This is a genomic window from Achromobacter sp. GW823-FHT04E03, assembly GCF_058796095.1.
Genome location: NZ_JBXAIJ010000001.1, coordinates 2,239,563 through 2,256,762, shown reverse-complemented (window position 1 = coordinate 2,256,762; position 17,200 = coordinate 2,239,563). Strand labels below are relative to the sequence as shown.

Here is a 17,200-nt window from a genome sequence, read left to right as displayed (position 1 = left end):
CGGTTCCTTGGGTTGCCTGCGAAGAGCCTGTCTTCGCTTAAGGGTTATGCCTAAGTGGCGATTCTGGAAAAAAATTTACTATACGAAACTCCAGCGTGAATTGCGAAACCTTTTTAACCAGGGCAGCACTCATACGAAGGTGGATCCGTGGCGGAACCTCTGCTGGTAGTCCAGGCAGTCAGCAAGACCTATCAACGCGACGGGCAGGCCCCGCATCTGGCGTTGGACGGCATCGACTGCCAGCTCGGCCGCGGCGAGGTCATGGTGGTGGTCGGCCCCTCCGGATCCGGCAAGAGCACCTTGCTGCGCACGCTCAACGGACTGGAGAGCATCGACAGCGGCGCCATCCGCGTGGACGGCGTGTCGCTCACCGATCCGGCCACCGACGTCAACCGCTGGCGCACCGAAGTCGGCATGGTGTTCCAGCACTTCAACCTGTTCCAACACCGTACTGCGCTGGACAACGTCGCGCTACCCCAACGCGTGGTGCGCGGGCGCGCCCGCGCCGACGCCGAGCGCTACGCCCGCGAACTGCTGGGCCGCGTGGGCATGGGCGACTACGGTGCGCGCTATCCCAGCCAGCTCTCCGGCGGCCAGCAGCAGCGCGTGGCGATCGCGCGCGCGCTGGCCATGGACCCCAAGCTGATGTTGTTCGACGAGGCCACGTCGGCGCTCGACCCCGAAACCGTGGGCGGCATTCTTGAACTGATGCGCGCGCTGGCGCGCGACGGCATGACCATGGCCGTGGTGACCCATGAGATGGGCTTCGCTCGCGACGTGGGCGACCGCGCGCTCTTCATGGACGCGGGCCGCATCGTGGAAATGGGCACGCCGGACGAGGTGTTCGGCCAGCCCAGGGAAGCGCGCACCCGCGCTTTCCTGGAAAAGATTCTGTAGTTCCTAGCAGCAAGGAAGCAACGGGTCGTCCGCATGCGCGGCGCCCGGCGGTAACCAGGGCCGGTCCGGCTGATCCGGGCGCTGCCGGCGCTCTGTGCTTTGCCCGGAATGATGTGAGTCCATTCACCACAAGGGGTAGGAAATGCTGAAAATCAAACAATGGCTGGGCATGGCCGGCATCGCCCTGGCGGCCGCCACTGTCGCCTTGCCCGCGCAAGCGGACGAACTGGCCGACATCCTCAAGCGCGGCGAGTTGCGCGTCGCGGTGCAGACCTCCGGGCCGCTGATGAGCTTCATGGACAAGAGCGGCAAGCGCACCGGCCTGGCCGTGGAAGTGGCCAAGCGCATGGCCGACGACCTGGGCGTGAAGCTGGTGCTGCAGGACTACGAGTGGAAGGGCCTGATTCCCGCGCTCTTGTCCGGCAAGGCCGACATGGTGGCCGCCGACATGACGCCGACCCCGCAGCGCGCGGCCCAGGTACTGTTCTCCACGCCCATGTTCTACGCCGATACCGTGGCCGTGGTGCCCAAGGATTCGCCCTACAAATCGTACGAGGAACTCAACAAGGACGGCGTGACCGTGGGCGTGCTGGGCGCCAGCACCTATGCGGAAGTGGGCAAGAAGATGCTGCCCAAGGCCACCATGAAGGAGTTTTCGGGCGGTAGCGCACCCGTGGGGCAAGCCCTGTCCAGCGGCCGCCTGGACGCCGGCATCATGTCGTTGTCCACCGCCAACCAGTTCCTGGTCGACTTCGGCAACCTGCGCGTGCTGGACGGCATCATGGTGCGCGAGCCGCTGGCCTTCGCCGTCGGTCCCAACGCCTTCCGCCTGAAGTTCTGGCTGGACAACTGGCAGACGCTGAAGACGGCCGACAACACGCTGCCAGAACAGGTGAAGTACTGGTACTCCACGGACTGGAAGAAAGACCACTGAGCCCATGGACTGGCTGCTCGACTTCTATAACTGGCGCATCGTCAGCCAGTACACGGGCCAGTTCGCCACCGGCCTGGCCAACACCCTGATCGCGGCGGGCGCAAGCCTGGTGCTGTCGGTGCTGGCCGGCATCCCGCTGGCGCTTGCCCATATGTCGCCCCGCGCCGCCATCTGGCGGCCGGTGGCGGCGTATGTGCAATTCATCCGTTCAACCCCCTTGCTGGTGCAGATCTACCTGGTCTATTACGCGGTGCCCATGCTGGTGCCGGGCGCCAAGGGCTGGAGCGAGATGCTGCTGGGCATCCTCGCCATGACGCTGCATCATGCGGCCTACATGAGCGAAATCATCCGCGTGGGCATCGAATCCGTGCCGCGCGGCCAGATCGAAGGCGCCAAGGCCTGCGGCATGAATTACCACCAGCGCCTGCGCTACGTGGTGCTGCCGCAGGCTTTCGCCAATACGCTGCCGCCGCTCCTGGGCCAGACCGCCGTGCTGATCAAGGACACCTCGCTGCTGTCACTGATCACGGTGTTCGAACTGGTCGCGGCCGGCGTGCAGATGAACAGCGACCGCATCGTGCCCAACGAAAGCTTCCTGACCATCGCGGCCGGCTATCTGCTGATCTATGCCTGCATGCTGCTGCTGTCGCGCGGCGTGAGCATCTGGCTGGCGGGGCCCGCCTGGAACGCGAGGTAAGCATGCTGGATTCCTATCTCTCCACCGCGGGCGTCGTGCTGCCCTTCCTGCTGAAAGGCTTCTGGGAGACCCTGAAGATCTCCTTCGTGGCCATCATCGCGGGATCCCTGCTGGGCTTCGTGATCGGCGTGATCCGCAGCTACCGCATCCGCGGCGTGCACCAGCTGCTGGGCTTATACATCCACATCCTGCGCGGCACGCCGTTCCTGGTGCAGCTCTACATCTTCTATTTCGTGCTGCCCAGCTCGGGCATCGAGATGCTGCATTGGGATTCCGGCACGGCCGCCTTCGTATCGTTGTCGGTCTACACGTCCTGCTATGTCGCGGAAATCGTCATGGGCGCGATCCAGGCCGTGCCGCGCGGCCAGACCGAAGGCGCGATGACGTTGGGCCTGCGGCCGTTCCAGATCCTGCGCCTGGTCATCCTGCCGCAGGCCATGCGCCTGATCGTGCAGCCCATGAGCGGCGTCTACGTCATGCTGATCAAAAGCACGGCCATTCTGTCGGTGGTGGGCATTACCGAGCTGACGCGGCAGGGCGAGGTCTTCATCATCACCTTCCCGGCCAAGTCGCTGTTCATCTACGGCATGATCGCCGCCATCTACTTCATTTACTGCTACCCGCTGCTGCGACTAGCCAACTGGCTGGAAAAGCGCCTGACGGGCGGCTTGCAGGGCGCGGGCCTGAACTGATGCCGACCACCATGGCTTCCGAGTACATCGACACCTATTACAAGCGCACGCTGGCCGACGGCGACACCCGTTATGCGCCGCTGTCCGGCGCGGCCAGCACCGACGTCTGCGTGGTCGGGGCAGGGATGGCGGGCTTGTCCGCCGCGCTGGAACTGGCCCGGCGCGGCCGCGACGTCACTTTGCTGGAAGGGCGGCGCATCGCCTGGGGCGCATCCGGGCGTAACGGCGGTTCCGTCTCGCCGGCATACTCGGCCGGCGCCGACGCCATCAGAAAGCACGTCGACGAAGACCACTACCGCAAGCTCTACCGCCTGTCGATGGAAGGCGTGGAGATCATCCGCAACAACATCCGCGACCTGGACATCACCGACGCCCGCAAGGTTGACGGCCGGCTGCGCGTGGTGCGCTACGAGGCGACCGACGCCCTGCGGCAGTGGTGCGACAGCCAGCAACGCGACTTCGGCCGCGACGTGCGCCTTTTGAGCCGCAGCCAGGTCCGCGAACGGCTGCTGTCCGACGTCTACTTCCAGGGCGTCGAGGACCCCACGTCCTTCCACTTCCACCCGCTGAACTACGCCCGCGCGCTGGCCCGGGAATGCGCGCGCCTGGGCGTACGCATCTACGAGGACTCGCCTGTCGTGCAGGCATCGCTGGACGGCGCCGTAAAGCGCCTGAAAACAGAGCGAGGCCAGATCGATGCCCGCACCGTGGTGCTGGCCACCGGCGGCTACACCGAGGACGTGGTGCCCGCGCTGCGCCGCGCGATGCTGCCCATCGCCACCTACATCATGCTGACCGAGCCGCTGGGCGACCGGGTGCTGGAAGCCATACGCACCACCGCCGCCATCGGCGACGACCGGCGCGCCGGCAACTATTACCGCGTGCTCGATGGCGGGCGTATCGGCTGGGGCAGTAGAATCACCACCCGTGTCGACGACCCGCCCGATCTGGCGGAGTCGCTGCGCCGCGAGCTCCTTTCCGTCTACCCCCAATTGCAGGGGCTGCGCGTGGAGACGGCGTGGTCGGGACGCATGGCCTACACGCGGCATCTGATGCCGCAGATCGGCCAGCTGACGCCGGACGTCTGGTACTGCACGGCGTTCGGCGGACACGGCATGAACACCGCGTCGATCGGCGGCCGGGTCGTCGCCGAAGGGATCGCGGGCGACACCCAGCGCTACAAGCTGTACGCGCCGTTCGGGCTGGCCTGGAACGGCGGCGGTCTGGGCACGGCAGCGGTGCAACTTACTTATTGGTCTTACCAGGCGCGCGACTGGTGGCGGGAGCGGCGGTCGCGGGCATGACAGGGTGCATAGATGGAAGGCAACAAACAAAGCGTGTTGGCACAGCGGCTGCGAGCCTTGCGCCAGGCGCGGGCGTGGACCTTGAAGCAGGCGGCCGCGGCCACCGGCGTGTCCGCGTCCACGTTGTCCAAGATCGAAAACAGCCTGCTGTCGCCCACCTATGACAACCTGATCAAGATCGCGGCAGGCCTGGAGCTGGACGTGGCCGAACTCTTCACCGCGTCCGACGCCCACATGGGCACCGGCCGCCGCAGCCTCAGCCGCCAAGGGGAAGGGCGCCAGTACGAAACCCCGTACTACGACCACCGCCTGCTCTGCACCGCGCTGTCGCACAAGCGCATGATGCCCTTCCACACCCGCGTCAAGGCCCGCTCCTTCGACGAATTCCACGACTGGAGCCGCCACCGCGGCGAGGAATTCGTCTACGTCCTGGAAGGCGAGGTCGAGCTTTACACCGAGTTCTACGAACCCGCCCGGCTGAAGACCGGGGAAAGCTTCTATATAGACAGCCGCATGGGCCACCGGGTGATCAGCCTGAGCCCCGAAGACGCCCTGGTGCTGTGGGTGTCGACCCATGCGGATATAGGCGAAGAGTAGGGTTCAAACCCCGGTATTGCGGGCCGGCCGCCCAAGCCGCCCGCAACAAGGTAAAATGCGGCGCCCGGATCCTTTCCGGGCCATCACCACACCGCGCGGCAGTAGCTCAGCTGGATAGAGCACGGGCCTTCTAAGCCTGAGGTCGGGGGTTCGAGCCCCTCCTGCCGCGCCAGAATCGCCAGCAAATACAACGGCTTACGGCAGGTGGGGATTCGCTAACGGGCTAATCATTAGAATAAAAATGCCTGCATTAGAACTTCACTCGGTCGCAGTAGCCCGCTTTACGACTCGCCTGTCATAGTGTTTATGGGTTGTGGCGGGGTTGGCGTGAGCCGCGAAATCGTATGCGTCCTCATCCCTGTTCACTATCTTCATAGTGATCGCGGCGGGTCGAATATGCTGCAAATTGAAGTACAGCGGGTGGGCGGTGAGAGTCTTTTCTTTCACCGTTTTGTCCACCGTCCGAATCCATGCTAATTGGGCATCCTTCCAACTTGAAGCCCAGCCGTGCCGGGTATAGGCTTCGGATCTCTTGCTGGGGGCGAACAGGTACGGACTGCTGGTGTTCTTGCGGTCGAGGGCGCGAGCCACAACCACGCGCAGGCGCTTTGACCACTCCCGAACCTTCAACACTTCAATCTGGCCTTTCTTACGCTTGGTGGAAAGGACCGTCACCCCTTCCTCCTTCAGCCCGGCCTTCAGATAGGGGCGCGCCTCGGATGATCGAAAGCCAGTGAGATAGGTGAACATCGCGGCGCATCCCATCGTCCGGTAGTTCTCACGTTGCTTGATGGACCACAGGTAGAAACGTAAGACTTGGCGCCTGTCGATGATCTTCGTGTCCGAGGTCGACCGGTTTTTCATCATGTTGACGAATGGATTCGCTGCCAACAGCCCCCACTTCACACCGAAGTGGCAGATTACGGAAAATTGACTCAACTCCTTATTTGCCTTGATCGGTGCGCCCGCGGCTGCGCGGTCCTCTAGGTACTGATAGCCATGTTGGGCGGTCATCTCCGCCGGCACCATTCGGCCGAAGAACTTCGTTAGGTTCGTGTACATCCCTTTCCTGATCTTCTTGCCGTCCTTGGACTGGTCTTGGTAATAGGTCGGATCTTCCTTGAGCTCAAAACGCTCGATCATTTCGGATACGGCGCCTGCCACCACAACGCCTTGCTGTATCTCAACTGCCAGCTTCGATGCAAGGCGCTCGGCGTCGTAGCGTGCGGCGCGGTCACCGAGGACGGCTGAGGCCAGCGTTTGGCTACGTCCGTCCAGGTGCTTGTATATCCAGCTAATGCGCCGCTTGCCGACGCGCTTGTACAGCCTTGCGATCCCGGTCTTCTCCCATGCGGGCGAAGGCGTCGCGGTTCGGGGCCGACGTGAGACCGGCTTTTTGCTGGCCATCTACTACTCCCAGTTTCTTATCTCGATATGCCCGCAGGACGCGCGGGATGCCGTTCTTATCAACGACGTAACGCCAGCCGTGGCGGTTGAGCCAGCGCGCCATCATTGCCCTCTGGTTCGGCTTGCACCCGACCAGTTCGGCCAGGTCGGAGGCCGAGAGGTATTCGTTCATCAGAACCTCCAAAACGAAGCCCCCGCTAGGTGGGCCTGCTGAGAACTTGACTTGTCCGGTCAGTCGCTGGCATCAGCGGCACCGGGGGCGCTTGGCCTGGCTCGGCATTAGCAGCCCGGCGACGACGCTGATGACGATCCCGAGCGGGACCGCGAGCGTATAGAGCGGAGTCATATTTGCTCTATTAATGAGTCATTATTTTCATTAATGCTATGTGTATGATGCATTTCAGCCATACACCCAGCTTCCGTCGTTGTGCTGCATGGTGTGGGCGTTGGCGGCGCGCTGCTGACGGTCGGCCAGGATGGCGGCGCGGGCGTACGTGCGGCACCAAGCCTGCAAAGCCTCGGCTAGGTGATCAGAAATTAGCGGCGCCCATTTGTGGTGGATGGGCGGCAGTACCGGCAACTTTATGTCGTCAGGCATTGCCAGCCTCCTCGATTCGATACTCTCGATGGAAGCCGCCACCGGTGCCCTCGTGCGTCACATGCGTGACCTTGATGCCGTGGGGGCGGCCATGTCTATCCTCGATGCTGCCGTGCGCCCAGGGGCCGAGCAGTGCTTTCCAGTCCTCCGGAATCAGTGCCAGCACTTGGGCATCGGTGCCTGCTCGGTCTGGGTATGCCTTGATGGTGGCGATGATGGTCTCGATGAACGCGCTACTCATGGCAATGCCCGCTCTGGCCGAGTCCGAGGGTGACATTCCTGGGAACGGCCAGTCGTAGTGCGGGACCAACCTCGGCGCCGGCGGGATTTTGACTGTGGCCGCCAGGTTGGCGGCCGAAAACAGTTCGGCCTGCATGCGATCACGCATCGCTCTGCTCCTTCTGCGCTCCCGGTTGCGCGGACAGGGCGGCGCGGGCAGCACGCAGGACCGTTTGCACGGTTGCCATGCTGACGAATTGCGCGCCGTTTTCGTTGGTGTATTCCGGCAGCACATAGGGCAGTCCGTCATCGGCTACCGGGGTGCACAGCTTGGACAGCACCTTGCGCGCTTCGTAGATGAGCAGGGTGACGCCGTTCTCCCCGCCGTGCAGGCCGATCCATTGATAGAGGCGGGCGCAGACGGCTTCGGGGCTCTGGTAGCCGTGCCGCTGGATGACCGCATTCACGTATTCATCGCTCAGCGGATTGATGTCTGCCGCCTGGGCGGCGGTGGTGTGGTCGGTCATGCTCCCTCCCTTTCGATGTCGCGATACATGCGGTCAACGGTCTTCTGCCGGGCGTCCAGCTTCCGCGTGCGCGAAATGTGATCATGCAGAGCCTTGTCGTATGGTTCGATCTCGCGCAGTAGACGAAGCCTTTCGTGGATGTCTTTGCTGGCATTGCATTGGATAGCCAAGGCATCTCGCTTTTTGAAATCGGGCTTTTCCGCATCCCAGCGGGCAGCCTCTGCATCGAAGTCGGCCATCAGCCTCTCGCTAGCAGTCTTCCAGCGGATGTAAAGCAGGTCTCGGCGACTGATGCGCAGGAAGAACCCCTTTTCACGCACGTAGGCGATGATTTCTTCCTTCGTGAACTCGTTGAGGACATCGAGGCCGTTTGTCATGCCTCACCCCGTTTGCCCTGCTGAGCATCGTGATGTGCTGCCGCTTCTTCCGGGCTCGCCAGTTCGAAATGCGGATGCTCGATGCCATCGGGCGTGACCACCACCATGCGGTGGGTTTGGAACAGGCCGGACAGGCTCCAGTTGCACGGCTGGCCGTCCGGCTCCTTTCGGGGCGAACCGGCGCCAGTGAAGCGCCCGACGCAGTTAACGCCGACATGGCGCGCCACGTCGCCCCAATCTTTACCGGCGCCGGCGGCGATGAAGTCGAGCCCGTTCTGGAAGCAGCCACACATCGGACACTTCACCGTCGTCAGTTCGCTGCTGCTGGCTTGGACCTTGCACGCGGCGTGAAACTCTTCGAGGGTCATGCGCTTCATGCCTCACCTCCCTTGCCCTGCTTGGCCGGCCGCCGTACCCATACGCAGACAGGTCCCCAATTTTCGGTGTCATGGATGGACAGGACGAACCAGCCGGCGCCTTCGGGGCGCGGAGGTTCCCAGGCACTGATGTTGGAATCGCCGGCATCGCCCCAGTACGCGACTACGGCCGGGTGGTCCTCGGCCTCGCTTTCGAGATAGGCGATGTGGGTTTGCAGTTGCTGGGCTTTGAACCACGCCGCGGCCTCGGCGTCCTGGCTTTCTTCGAACTCAGGGTGCGCCGGATGCGTCCAGTAGCCGTCGCTGTTGCGTTGGACGGGCGCGGCTTGGATCAGGTGGGCAGCCGCGATTGAGCCCAATCGAGCGTTGAACATATGGTGTCTCCAGGCGTGCCAGGTAAGGCCGCTCAAGCAGATGAGGGCGGCCAATGCCACTGCGGCGTTGACCGGCTGGCGCAGGATTGCTGCTGCGATGACGCAGGAGGCCCAAACGATGATTGAGAGGGGGAGCGTCCAGTAGGTGATGAGGAAGCGGCGCATCAGTTGCCTCCTTTGCCCTGCTGGGCGGCAATGGCGGCGTCAACCGCAACCGGGTCGAACAGTTCATGCGCGGCATCGAAGTCGATCCAGTTTCCTGACCGATCTTCAACCCGCTTCACCCCTCCGTGGCCGATCCAGAAGCTGTATCGGGGCAGTGCGCACAGGCGTTTGCGTACGGCTTCGAAGGCTGCATCGCGGCCGGCTGCCTCATCCCTACGCGCCACCGTGGCGGACGGGGAAGCCCAGCCGACAACAAGGGGGCGGTGGTCGACGAGTTCAGCATCTTCCGCGGTGATGGTTCGAAAGGCGCTGGAGGCCCGAACCATAGCTGACACCTTTTGTCCCGATTCCATCCAGCGTTTGGCGATGGAGACGGAGTCCGTGAAGAGGGCGGGGAAGGTGTCCTCGCAGTGCCAGCCGATGATCTGGGGCTTGGTTTGTGTGCTGGGGGGGCTCATGCGGCCATCCTCATAAGAAGTTCGCGCGGTGCATTCGCAGCAATCAGCGCGACCGCCGGGGGCGGACTGACGCTGTTGCCGACCATGTGCACCTGCTGCGATTTGGTGAACGCACGGCCATCGTGGCCGCGGGTGATGATGTATTCCGGGGGGAAGCCCTGGAGGTCGTACAGTTCGGCGGGCGTCAGCATTCGGAGACGGATATCCACCACGACATACGGCGTGCCCTGGATGTGCACTGTGACCAGCGCCAGGCGGTCGCGTGTGGTGAGGGTGCTGGCGGGGGCGCGCAAGTCACCCCACTGGCCGCCCTCACCGTAGTAGCGCATGAGGAATGCTGCTACGCGTAGGGCGCCGGCCTCATCGTCGGGCGACAGGTCGTACTCCATGAGTCCGTAGCGGGCGGCCCCGGCGAGGACGGTCTGCGCCGGTTCGCGCAGGTCGGAACCGACCACGTTCTGGCTCATGGCCGTCAGATGGGCGGCGACAAGACCGTGGTGCTGGCCGGCGGCTGCCATGGTCGTCATGGGCTCGTGGGCAGGGGTACCGGTGCTGTGCTGCCGCAACGTCGTCAGGTGGGCCGTGATCAGCTGCTGCTGGCTCCCGGTGTTGGTGATGGTCGACGCAGCCCGGCGCAGATCGTGGGCCGGTGTGGCGTTGTAACCGCCATTCGCCTGGACCATGAATGCGGTGGCGGCTGAGAATCCGCCATTGCTGGCGGTCAGCGTGCCCACAGGTGCCTCCGGGTCATTGCACCCATAGCTCCAGCGGCGCGCTCCGGGCTTACCCTCGCCGTGCCCCGCCTGCACCAGATAGCCAGAAGCAACGGCGTGCTTGATCCCGCCTGCCGTTACGGTGCCAAGCGGCTGCTGATGGTCGAGGCATCGAGGGGCCTGGCCCTCGCGCTCGCCGTATCCGGCTTGCACCAATACCGGCGCCATGATGGCGCTGTCACCCTTGCGAGTGATGGTGTAGTGAGGCTCGTCGGCGGGGCGGGGTTGGCTCTGCCCGGCGCGGCCCCCAACGCCGGCAAGGACCGGGGCGACCACAGAGTGCGAGCCACCGCGCGGCTTTGCGGTCACGGTGCTGATAGGCTGGTGGGCCGAGTGCGAAGCGTCGCGGCTCCAGTTGGCGATAGGCACGATGAACGGATCCGCGCTGTCTAGTACGTAGCGTTTCATGCCGCGGGCGATTCGTCGCATGGTGGCGTCAGCCAGGGGGCGTGGGCGATTGAAAATGCTGCGCCCCTCAACGCTCCAGTCGATGCCGTCTGCGGCCGCGCGCCAGCGCTGCTGTCCCTTGGCCGGGTTCTTGAAGTGGGTGGCTTCGGGCCAGGTGATGGGCAGGCCGTCGCGACGAGCCATCATGAAGAGGCGTGTTCGGGTGGTGCCGGCCCCGTAGTCGGCCGCATTCAGCTCGCGCCAGTCCACGATGTAGCCCATGCCGCGTAGGATCGCCACTAGCCGGAGCCAGTGCTTGCCCTGCTGCTTCGGGTCCGGGACCAGGTACTGCTGCTGCACGGGCACGCGCTCGCCCGTTTCTGCCACAGAGCCGTCGAGCTTGACCACGCGGCCGGTGGCCGGATCGCGCTTGGCGATCAGGCGGCCCCATTTCAGGATCTGGACCACGTTTTCCAGGCTGACAATGTCGGGCTTGACTGTGCCGGCCCAGCGCACCGTGACCCAGGCCAGCGCCCGGATGTTTTTGCGGCGCGGCTGGCCGCCCTTGGCCTGGCTGTGGTCGGTGCAGTCCGGGGACAGATGCAGCCAGCTGACCGGCATGCCGCCGGTGGCTTGGCGCGGGCAAACCTCCCACACGTCGGCGATGTAGTGCTTGGCCTGCGGGTGGTTCACCTCATGCATGCTCAGGGCGTCAGGGTTGTGGTTGATCGCGATATGGACATGCTGGCCGGTGGCCTGTTCATACGCGGTGGACCATCCGCCGCCGCCGGCGAATATATCGACGACCAGCTTGGCCGTTATGCCAAGCACCAGTTGCGGGGTCAGCATGTAACGGCTCCTTGTTCTTCACCCAGCACCCAGCGAAGGGCTGCGGCGTATTCGCCCTGGGCCTGCTCCAGCGCGGCCAGGATCTGTTTACGGGACTTCACGCGAGGACGCTCGCCCATGACGGCGGCCTGTTTGCGGCTGCGTTGGTGCGGCGTGGCATCCTTGCCGGCCTCGATCAATTCGGCCACTTTGGCGCGCTGCTCTTCCGGAGTCAGCTTCGATAACGCTTTGGCGTGGGTTAGGGTGATCTGCCCCGCCTCGATGGCAACCTGTACCGCTTTGGGACTATCCAGCAAGGCCAAGGTGTCGCGGACGGTGGTGAGCGTGCAGTTGTAGATGACTGCGATTTGATCCTCGCCCTTGCCAAGGGCTAGATGTCGGCGCATCTTCTCGGCGCGGCCCAGCGGGCTATCGGCAGTGCGGGCCTCGTTCTCGCTAGCGATGGCGTCTAAGGCGCTCTCGCGCTTGCCGTGGTATACGACGCCTGGAACGAGCCGTTCGACAACACCACGCGCCCGGCGCCACTCGTTTGCGAGCATGGCTGCCTTGACGCGCTGGCGTCCGAAGACGACTTCCGTCTCTCCGGTCTCGGGGTTCTTGGATACGCCGATAGGTTCCAGCACGCCCTGGTAGTCGATATTGCGGGCCATCGCCTCGTCCACCGGCAGATGCACCCGGGGATCATAGAGAGGGCTGGATTCATCGGTGACGAGCGTTAGCTTTTCGGGGTCGAAGGTGAGCAGATTGCTCTGGCCGTCCGCGCCGTAAACGTCTTTGGATTTCTTTGCCATGTAGTGTCCGGGGGAAAGGGTTGAAGGTCAGCGCGCTCACTGCGGGAGGAGAACCCAGCCGATGACGGGCTTCTTGGTAGCCTTGCTGATGACGGGGGGCGCCTGTGGCATCCCTCTTTTCGCCTCGCACCATCACCTGGAGGCGGGAGGTCCGATGCATTCGCTGGGCGAGCGTGATGTACTCGTGGGCGAACTGAGGGGCGTCGAAACCTCCCGAGACTTGGACCGGTTTCGATTTCGCCAGGTTGTATTCCGTCTTGACCGCGATCCATTCGGCCTTGTCGGCCTCCGTGATGCAGGCGCGGACCTCCTTCGTCATCATGGAAAAATGCTTCTCCCAGGCCTGCGTGGCGGCCTTGCGCGCCAGCGGCTCGGTCATGCCGAAAACGCAAAATGCACTCATGAAGGTTCTCCTTGGGGGCGGTGGAAACTTTGGGCAGTGGACCTAAAGTTGCTTTTCGCCGCCCAGCGCGTGCACCAGTTCGGCGAGGAGCTTTGCCAGCTCTCCCGTCATGAGCAGCATGTCCGAATCGAATTTCTCGTCGTCGCTGGCGGCCATGCCGTCGCGGCCTTCCTTCAGCACGTCCAGGGGGGCAACACGCTTGATGTCCAGGCCCTCTGTCAGGACGAAGGAAATGCGATCTGCCCAGGTCATGGCGAGGCGGGTGCACTGCTTGCCGGACTGGATGTGTCGGCGGGCGTCGTCGGCGTCGATGGAGTGCTTGACGTAGCGGATGGCCGCGCCGCTATGGCCGGAGGACCGCAGTTCGGTGTCCTGGTCGATGGTGAAGTTGGCCGGGGCCTCGTCCTCTGCCAGCCACCCGGTCATGGCCGCCGCAGGCGACTGCGCGACGTACAGGTTTTCCAGGGGGAAGGGATCGATGCACTTCGCCAGGATGCCGATCACCTCATCGGCCTTGCTGGAGGTTGCCGCGTCGATCACCAGCCAGAGGTTGATCGGGTCAATCCAGACGCGGGTATCGCGGTAGATGCTGAAGGCGCGGGGCAGAAGCTCGTCGGTGACGCGCTCCTTGATTTCCTTCATCTGCTTGTGGCCCGGCTTGTAGCCTTGCTGCTCTTCGATTTCCTGGGCGCGGAACTTGGCCGCCTGGTTGATGACGGTTCCGGGGAGCAGCTTCGTTTCCGCGCGCAGAGTCAGCAGGATCTGACCGCCGACGATGTGGGCGAGCCCGCCGTTCTCGCGGGGCGGAACCCAGCCGATGGACTGCATTTCCAGGTTGTTGCCCGGATGGAATGCCTGGCGGGCCAGTGCGTCTTCCAGGTCATCGCCGTGCAACGGCCAGGCGGCGGACAGGCGGTAAAGCTTCAGGTTCTTGAACCACATTGGGATTACTCCATTCGTTGCGAAAGAGAGCGGCTTACGCGCGAGCCTCGGTTTGACTGTCGGTATTGGGAATGGCGCGTCTGTATCGGGCCGCAATTGCCTTAGGAGCAGGCGTGAGCGCCCAGGCGGGCGGCTCCGCCTTATGGTTGGTTGCGGCTTCGAATGGCATTACGACGCCAATGAAGTCGCCATCTTTTCGCGTGGGGGTAACGAGCGCGCCGCCCCGGCCGTTCTGGCTGACCTCAATGAGTCCGAGTCTTCCTTTGCTGCCGCCGAAGTAATCGTGTGCAGCCGCCTGGAAGTCGGCGAGGTATTGGGGGTTGAAGTTCGCGGGCTCTCCGGTGGTCCGCTCTGGCACGACCTTTCGCCAATTCGGAAACACGCCTTCCACGGAACCGAATGACAGTTCCACACCCCATTTGAACAGAGGGATATGCCACTTTCCCGCGTCTGTTCTCGTCATCGAAATTTGACGAATTGAGCGAATGGAGCCGTCCACAATTCGCTTGGCTACATCGCCCGCGATGATCAGGCTTTCCGCATCCTCGACCTCGTTTTCAGTCTGCGTGCGGATCAGGATCAAACGATGCCCATCGGTGGCGACCACAAGGGTTTGATCCCTGGTTGCCTCCACGTAGACGCCGTTGAGGTAGTAGCGGATATCGTTCTTCGCCATGATCCGGCAAGCGGCTTTCAGGGCGGTATGGTCAATCTGGATGGTTGCTTTGGTCATGCTGGCACCTTGGGCGATGTAGGGGCGGGGCTGAATTTCTTCAGAGCGCGGACTTGGCTAACTTCTACGGCGCTGATACGGCGTCGGGGTAAAGGGATGCGCGGGCGCCAGCCGCTGCGGTCCCTTACGATGAACTCGATGCCGTTCATAGGACGAGGCGCAGCAGCCAGCCCAGGGCCTGCGGGCCGAAGAGGACGAACGCTGCGAAGGCGAGGGCGCCAGGCCATGCCTGCCACGGAATATCTGCGTCTTTGCTCCAATTGCCGCGGCCGGCGTGGTCGCGAGGCGCGATCAAGTTGCCCAGCTTGCGGCCGGCCTTCGCGACGGCTTGCAGGGGGCGGATGCGCACCGGGGGCGCGCTTGCGCTGATGGTGTTCATGTGGGGCTCCAAGGATCGGCCGCGACATAGCGGCGGATGAAGTAGTTGCCGATGGGGACCAGTGCCACCGCCATCAGGGCGAGTAGCGCCAGGCCCCACCAGATGGCGGGGATAGTTGAGGGCATGGGGATTTGCGCGGTGTGCGCGGTGGTGGGCTTCGGAGAGCAGGCCGGGTAAAGCGGTGAGTGGTATCGAACGAAAGTTACTTTCGCGCCGGTGAAGTTGCGGCGCCGGCCCGCTCTCTGAAGCCACGAGGAATGGGATTCAGGGAATGTGTTAATTCGTAACAGCTATATCTTTGTAGCGGCTAATCATTGATAGTGGCCGCGGGAACATTTTCCCTGCAAATCTAGGACTTACATTGAAGATTGAAACTGGTATCGTGAAGTGGTTTAACAACGACAAGGGCTTCGGCTTTATCATGCCGGAGCTGGGTGGCAAAGACCTCTTCGCCCATTTCTCTGAAATTCAGGGTGATGGCCACAAATCTCTGGAAGAGAACCAGCGCGTCTCCTTCGTGGCCGGTCAAGGGCAAAAAGGCCCCACGGCGACGATGATCAAAGCGATTTAATTCGGCAGCTTGCCCTAAGGCAAGCTGCTTGCGGGTACGGGGCCGGGTCCATTGAAACAGTGGATCCGGCCCTTTGGTTTGTGGCGGACAGATCGGTTATTTGTTGATGCTACTGCCGATGTTGAAAAGACACGGATGGCGCCGCCTCCCCGCCTCATCGGCATCCGTCTGGAGATTCGATCGTGGTTCAGCGAAGCTTGATCCACCGTTCTGCTTCCAAGTAAGACCTTGTCTTCTGCCGCCAAGTTTGTATTCATGTCCAAGTCACGTAAGGTAGCCTACTCATCTTGACATGGAGAAGAAATGCCCAACAGGTACGGAAAACTTGCTTCCTGGATCTATCACCTAGATAAGCCCATTGGCCACTCATTCGGCGATCTGGAATTTTATCGGCAGCGCCTGACTGGATGTGATGGCCCGATCTTGGAACCTGCGGTCGGCAATGGCCGGATCTTCATACCGATGCTTGAGATGGGGCTAGCGATGGAAGGTTTCGACGCGTCGCAAGACATGCTCGACTACTGTAGGCAGGAGTGCCTCAGTAGAGGTCTTGCTCCCGCGCTGACCTGTCAAACATTCGAACAATTTAGCTACGATCGACGCTTCGCGTGCATTGTCATGCCGGCGGGGTCGCTGCAGTTGATTACAGAGACCGTTTCGGCAATGGCCGTGCTCAAGCGATTTTGGGATCATCTACTGCCCGGTGGCAGGCTGATCGTAGATATTGATCCCATCGAGAGCCTCATTGGAGAGGCGAACTCCGTGCGCAGCTGGGCGGTGGACGGCGGCGATTTGCTGACTCTGACCAGTCATCGGGCCGAGATTGATTACATCAAACAAACAACCCTTGATCATCTGCGCTACGAACACTGGCGGGATGGAGCGTTGCTATCGGCAGAACTTGACCTATTCCATTTGCGCTGGTGGGGCGTCGACGAGTTGGCTCGCGCATTGCGCGAAGCTGGATTTGTGAATGTAGTGGTGTCGGGTGACTACCAGCATGGACGCCTTCCCCGCAACGGTGCTCGGATGATCACTTTTGAGGCAAGTCGCCCGAGTTGAGTATTTAACCTAACAAAGTAACGCAGCGGTAGTCCGCCTCTGGCTGGTGAATGGGCCTCGACATCCAGTCGTTAGCATGGGGATCTGCGCGGATTGCGCGGTCGTGGGCTGCGGCGAGCAGGCCGGATGGCCCGATCATCGCTTCACGTTGGAAAGTCACTATTGCACCCATGACGTTGCGGCGCCGGCCCGCTCTCCGTAGCCGCCCAGGTAGACGGGGCGGGGTGGCGATTACAGCTTTCCGTCGCGGTCCAGCACGCTGAGAATGGGCGCGAGAATGTCGAGCAGGGCTTCAAGAAACTTGATCATGGGGCTTCCAAGTAGGGAAAGGGGGGGGCAGGCAACAGCGCCTGCCAATATCCCGCAGGCTGGGTATGGACGGGAGCTGTCAGAACTCTAGGAATGCGAAGTCTTCTCATAGCGAATCTTCATTGCGTCGATCCGCCTAACCGGGGCTCTGTGGATCGTGGCTTTAGAAGATGCAGGCGGACCTCTAGGTGCAGATACTTGAAAGGTTAGCTACGATATCCGACGACTCCGGGGGGGCCAATATGGAAGATTGGAATCGTCGTTTTGGAGCAGCCATTCGCCGCGGTTTAGAGCGAGTGGGCGCGGAGCATGAATGCTGTCGCGTCGCATTATCCCGGATCGGACTTGCAGCCAATGCTGCGGCGGCAATTCAGGCTC

24 protein-coding genes and 1 tRNA gene are annotated in these 17,200 nt (G+C 62.7%); 9 read left to right on the top strand and 16 right to left on the bottom strand.

Annotation, left to right across the window (positions count from 1 at the left end; all coding sequences use genetic code 11):
* Window positions 1-147: 147 nt before the first annotated feature.
* The 7 genes from AC1RHV_RS10730 (at window position 148) to AC1RHV_RS10700 (ending at window position 5,293) form a co-directional block, all read left to right on the top strand.
* Window positions 148-897: an amino acid ABC transporter ATP-binding protein gene (locus AC1RHV_RS10730; RefSeq protein ID WP_460360937.1), complete on the top strand. Its 750-nt coding sequence runs from the start codon at window positions 148-150 to the stop codon at window positions 895-897.
* A gap of 142 nt (window positions 898-1,039) precedes the next feature.
* Window positions 1,040-1,831: an ABC transporter substrate-binding protein gene (locus tag AC1RHV_RS10725; RefSeq protein ID WP_054451274.1), complete on the top strand. Its 792-nt coding sequence runs from the start codon at window positions 1,040-1,042 to the stop codon at window positions 1,829-1,831.
* 4 nt (window positions 1,832-1,835) lie between these two features.
* Complete coding sequence (locus AC1RHV_RS10720) at window positions 1,836-2,528, top strand: amino acid ABC transporter permease (protein ID WP_054451275.1); 693 nt, start codon at window positions 1,836-1,838, stop codon at window positions 2,526-2,528.
* A gap of 2 nt (window positions 2,529-2,530) precedes the next feature.
* Window positions 2,531-3,220: an amino acid ABC transporter permease gene (locus tag AC1RHV_RS10715; RefSeq protein WP_054451276.1), complete on the top strand. Its 690-nt coding sequence runs from the start codon at window positions 2,531-2,533 to the stop codon at window positions 3,218-3,220.
* Window positions 3,221-3,231: 11 nt separating this feature from the next.
* The gene (locus AC1RHV_RS10710; RefSeq protein ID WP_492300706.1) at window positions 3,232-4,524 is read left to right on the top strand and encodes an NAD(P)/FAD-dependent oxidoreductase; all 1,293 of its coding nucleotides are present in this window, start codon (window positions 3,232-3,234) and stop codon (window positions 4,522-4,524) included.
* A gap of 12 nt (window positions 4,525-4,536) precedes the next feature.
* Window positions 4,537-5,121, top strand: a complete 585-nt coding sequence (locus tag AC1RHV_RS10705; protein WP_054451277.1) for a helix-turn-helix domain-containing protein — start codon at window positions 4,537-4,539, stop codon at window positions 5,119-5,121.
* A 95-nt stretch (window positions 5,122-5,216) separates the two neighbouring features.
* Window positions 5,217-5,293: transfer RNA gene (locus AC1RHV_RS10700), tRNA-Arg, on the top strand.
* An 86-nt stretch (window positions 5,294-5,379) separates the two neighbouring features.
* Here the strand turns inward: AC1RHV_RS10700 and AC1RHV_RS10695 are convergent.
* The 16 genes from AC1RHV_RS10695 to AC1RHV_RS10620 form a co-directional block, all read right to left on the bottom strand.
* Window positions 5,380-6,528, bottom strand: a complete 1,149-nt coding sequence (locus tag AC1RHV_RS10695; RefSeq protein ID WP_173146361.1) for a site-specific integrase — start codon at window positions 6,526-6,528, stop codon at window positions 5,380-5,382.
* Window positions 6,416-6,700, bottom strand: coding sequence for a DUF4224 domain-containing protein (locus tag AC1RHV_RS10690; protein WP_173146362.1), 285 nt, complete (start codon window positions 6,698-6,700; stop codon window positions 6,416-6,418). The genes AC1RHV_RS10695 and AC1RHV_RS10690 overlap by 113 nt, the downstream gene beginning before the upstream one ends.
* Window positions 6,701-6,928: 228 nt before the next feature.
* Window positions 6,929-7,126 carry a hypothetical protein gene (locus tag AC1RHV_RS10685; RefSeq protein ID WP_173146363.1) on the bottom strand — a complete coding sequence of 66 codons (198 nt, stop codon included), beginning with the start codon at window positions 7,124-7,126 and terminating at the stop codon, window positions 6,929-6,931.
* Window positions 7,119-7,514, bottom strand: coding sequence for a hypothetical protein (locus AC1RHV_RS10680; protein ID WP_492300703.1), 396 nt, complete (start codon window positions 7,512-7,514; stop codon window positions 7,119-7,121). Before AC1RHV_RS10680 ends, AC1RHV_RS10685 begins: the two co-directional genes overlap by 8 nt.
* The gene (locus AC1RHV_RS10675; RefSeq protein ID WP_492300702.1) at window positions 7,507-7,872 is read right to left on the bottom strand and encodes a hypothetical protein; all 366 of its coding nucleotides are present in this window, start codon (window positions 7,870-7,872) and stop codon (window positions 7,507-7,509) included. The genes AC1RHV_RS10680 and AC1RHV_RS10675 overlap by 8 nt, the downstream gene beginning before the upstream one ends.
* Window positions 7,869-8,249 (bottom strand): hypothetical protein, encoded by a 381-nt coding sequence (locus AC1RHV_RS10670; RefSeq protein WP_492300700.1) that lies wholly within the window; start codon window positions 8,247-8,249, stop codon window positions 7,869-7,871. The genes AC1RHV_RS10675 and AC1RHV_RS10670 overlap by 4 nt, the downstream gene beginning before the upstream one ends.
* Window positions 8,246-8,626, bottom strand: a complete 381-nt coding sequence (locus tag AC1RHV_RS10665) for a VVA0879 family protein (protein WP_492300699.1) — start codon at window positions 8,624-8,626, stop codon at window positions 8,246-8,248. The genes AC1RHV_RS10670 and AC1RHV_RS10665 overlap by 4 nt, the downstream gene beginning before the upstream one ends.
* Entirely contained in the window at window positions 8,623-9,165 is a 543-nt protein-coding gene (locus tag AC1RHV_RS10660) for a hypothetical protein (RefSeq protein ID WP_492300698.1), read from the bottom strand. The genes AC1RHV_RS10665 and AC1RHV_RS10660 overlap by 4 nt, the downstream gene beginning before the upstream one ends.
* On the bottom strand, window positions 9,165-9,623 hold the full coding sequence (locus AC1RHV_RS10655) for a hypothetical protein (protein WP_492300696.1): 459 nt from the start codon (window positions 9,621-9,623) through the stop codon (window positions 9,165-9,167). The genes AC1RHV_RS10660 and AC1RHV_RS10655 overlap by 1 nt, the downstream gene beginning before the upstream one ends.
* Complete coding sequence (locus AC1RHV_RS10650) at window positions 9,620-11,632, bottom strand: DNA cytosine methyltransferase (protein WP_492300694.1); 2,013 nt, start codon at window positions 11,630-11,632, stop codon at window positions 9,620-9,622. The genes AC1RHV_RS10655 and AC1RHV_RS10650 overlap by 4 nt, the downstream gene beginning before the upstream one ends.
* Window positions 11,626-12,423: a ParB/RepB/Spo0J family partition protein gene (locus AC1RHV_RS10645; RefSeq protein WP_492300692.1), complete on the bottom strand. Its 798-nt coding sequence runs from the start codon at window positions 12,421-12,423 to the stop codon at window positions 11,626-11,628. Before AC1RHV_RS10645 ends, AC1RHV_RS10650 begins: the two co-directional genes overlap by 7 nt.
* A complete protein-coding gene (locus AC1RHV_RS10640; RefSeq protein ID WP_492300690.1) occupies window positions 12,332-12,826 on the bottom strand; it encodes a hypothetical protein in 495 nt (164 codons plus the stop codon). Before AC1RHV_RS10640 ends, AC1RHV_RS10645 begins: the two co-directional genes overlap by 92 nt.
* A 42-nt stretch (window positions 12,827-12,868) precedes the next feature.
* Window positions 12,869-13,768 carry a recombination-associated protein RdgC gene (locus AC1RHV_RS10635; protein ID WP_492300688.1) on the bottom strand — a complete coding sequence of 300 codons (900 nt, stop codon included), beginning with the start codon at window positions 13,766-13,768 and terminating at the stop codon, window positions 12,869-12,871.
* 34 nt (window positions 13,769-13,802) lie between these two features.
* Window positions 13,803-14,501: a DNA polymerase III subunit beta family protein gene (locus AC1RHV_RS10630; RefSeq protein WP_125470244.1), complete on the bottom strand. Its 699-nt coding sequence runs from the start codon at window positions 14,499-14,501 to the stop codon at window positions 13,803-13,805.
* Window positions 14,502-14,646: 145 nt separating this feature from the next.
* Window positions 14,647-14,880, bottom strand: a complete 234-nt coding sequence (locus tag AC1RHV_RS10625) for a hypothetical protein (RefSeq protein ID WP_125470243.1) — start codon at window positions 14,878-14,880, stop codon at window positions 14,647-14,649.
* Window positions 14,877-15,005, bottom strand: a complete 129-nt coding sequence (locus tag AC1RHV_RS10620; protein ID WP_279636129.1) for a hypothetical protein — start codon at window positions 15,003-15,005, stop codon at window positions 14,877-14,879. Before AC1RHV_RS10620 ends, AC1RHV_RS10625 begins: the two co-directional genes overlap by 4 nt.
* A 236-nt stretch (window positions 15,006-15,241) precedes the next feature.
* On the opposite strand from AC1RHV_RS10620, the gene AC1RHV_RS10615 reads away from it, so the two are divergent.
* Both AC1RHV_RS10615 and AC1RHV_RS10610 read left to right on the top strand, forming a co-directional pair.
* Window positions 15,242-15,451, top strand: a complete 210-nt coding sequence (locus AC1RHV_RS10615) for a cold-shock protein (protein WP_054451283.1) — start codon at window positions 15,242-15,244, stop codon at window positions 15,449-15,451.
* 303 nt (window positions 15,452-15,754) lie between these two features.
* The gene (locus tag AC1RHV_RS10610; RefSeq protein WP_492300685.1) at window positions 15,755-16,513 is read left to right on the top strand and encodes a methyltransferase domain-containing protein; all 759 of its coding nucleotides are present in this window, start codon (window positions 15,755-15,757) and stop codon (window positions 16,511-16,513) included.
* Window positions 16,514-17,200 lie beyond the last annotated feature (687 nt).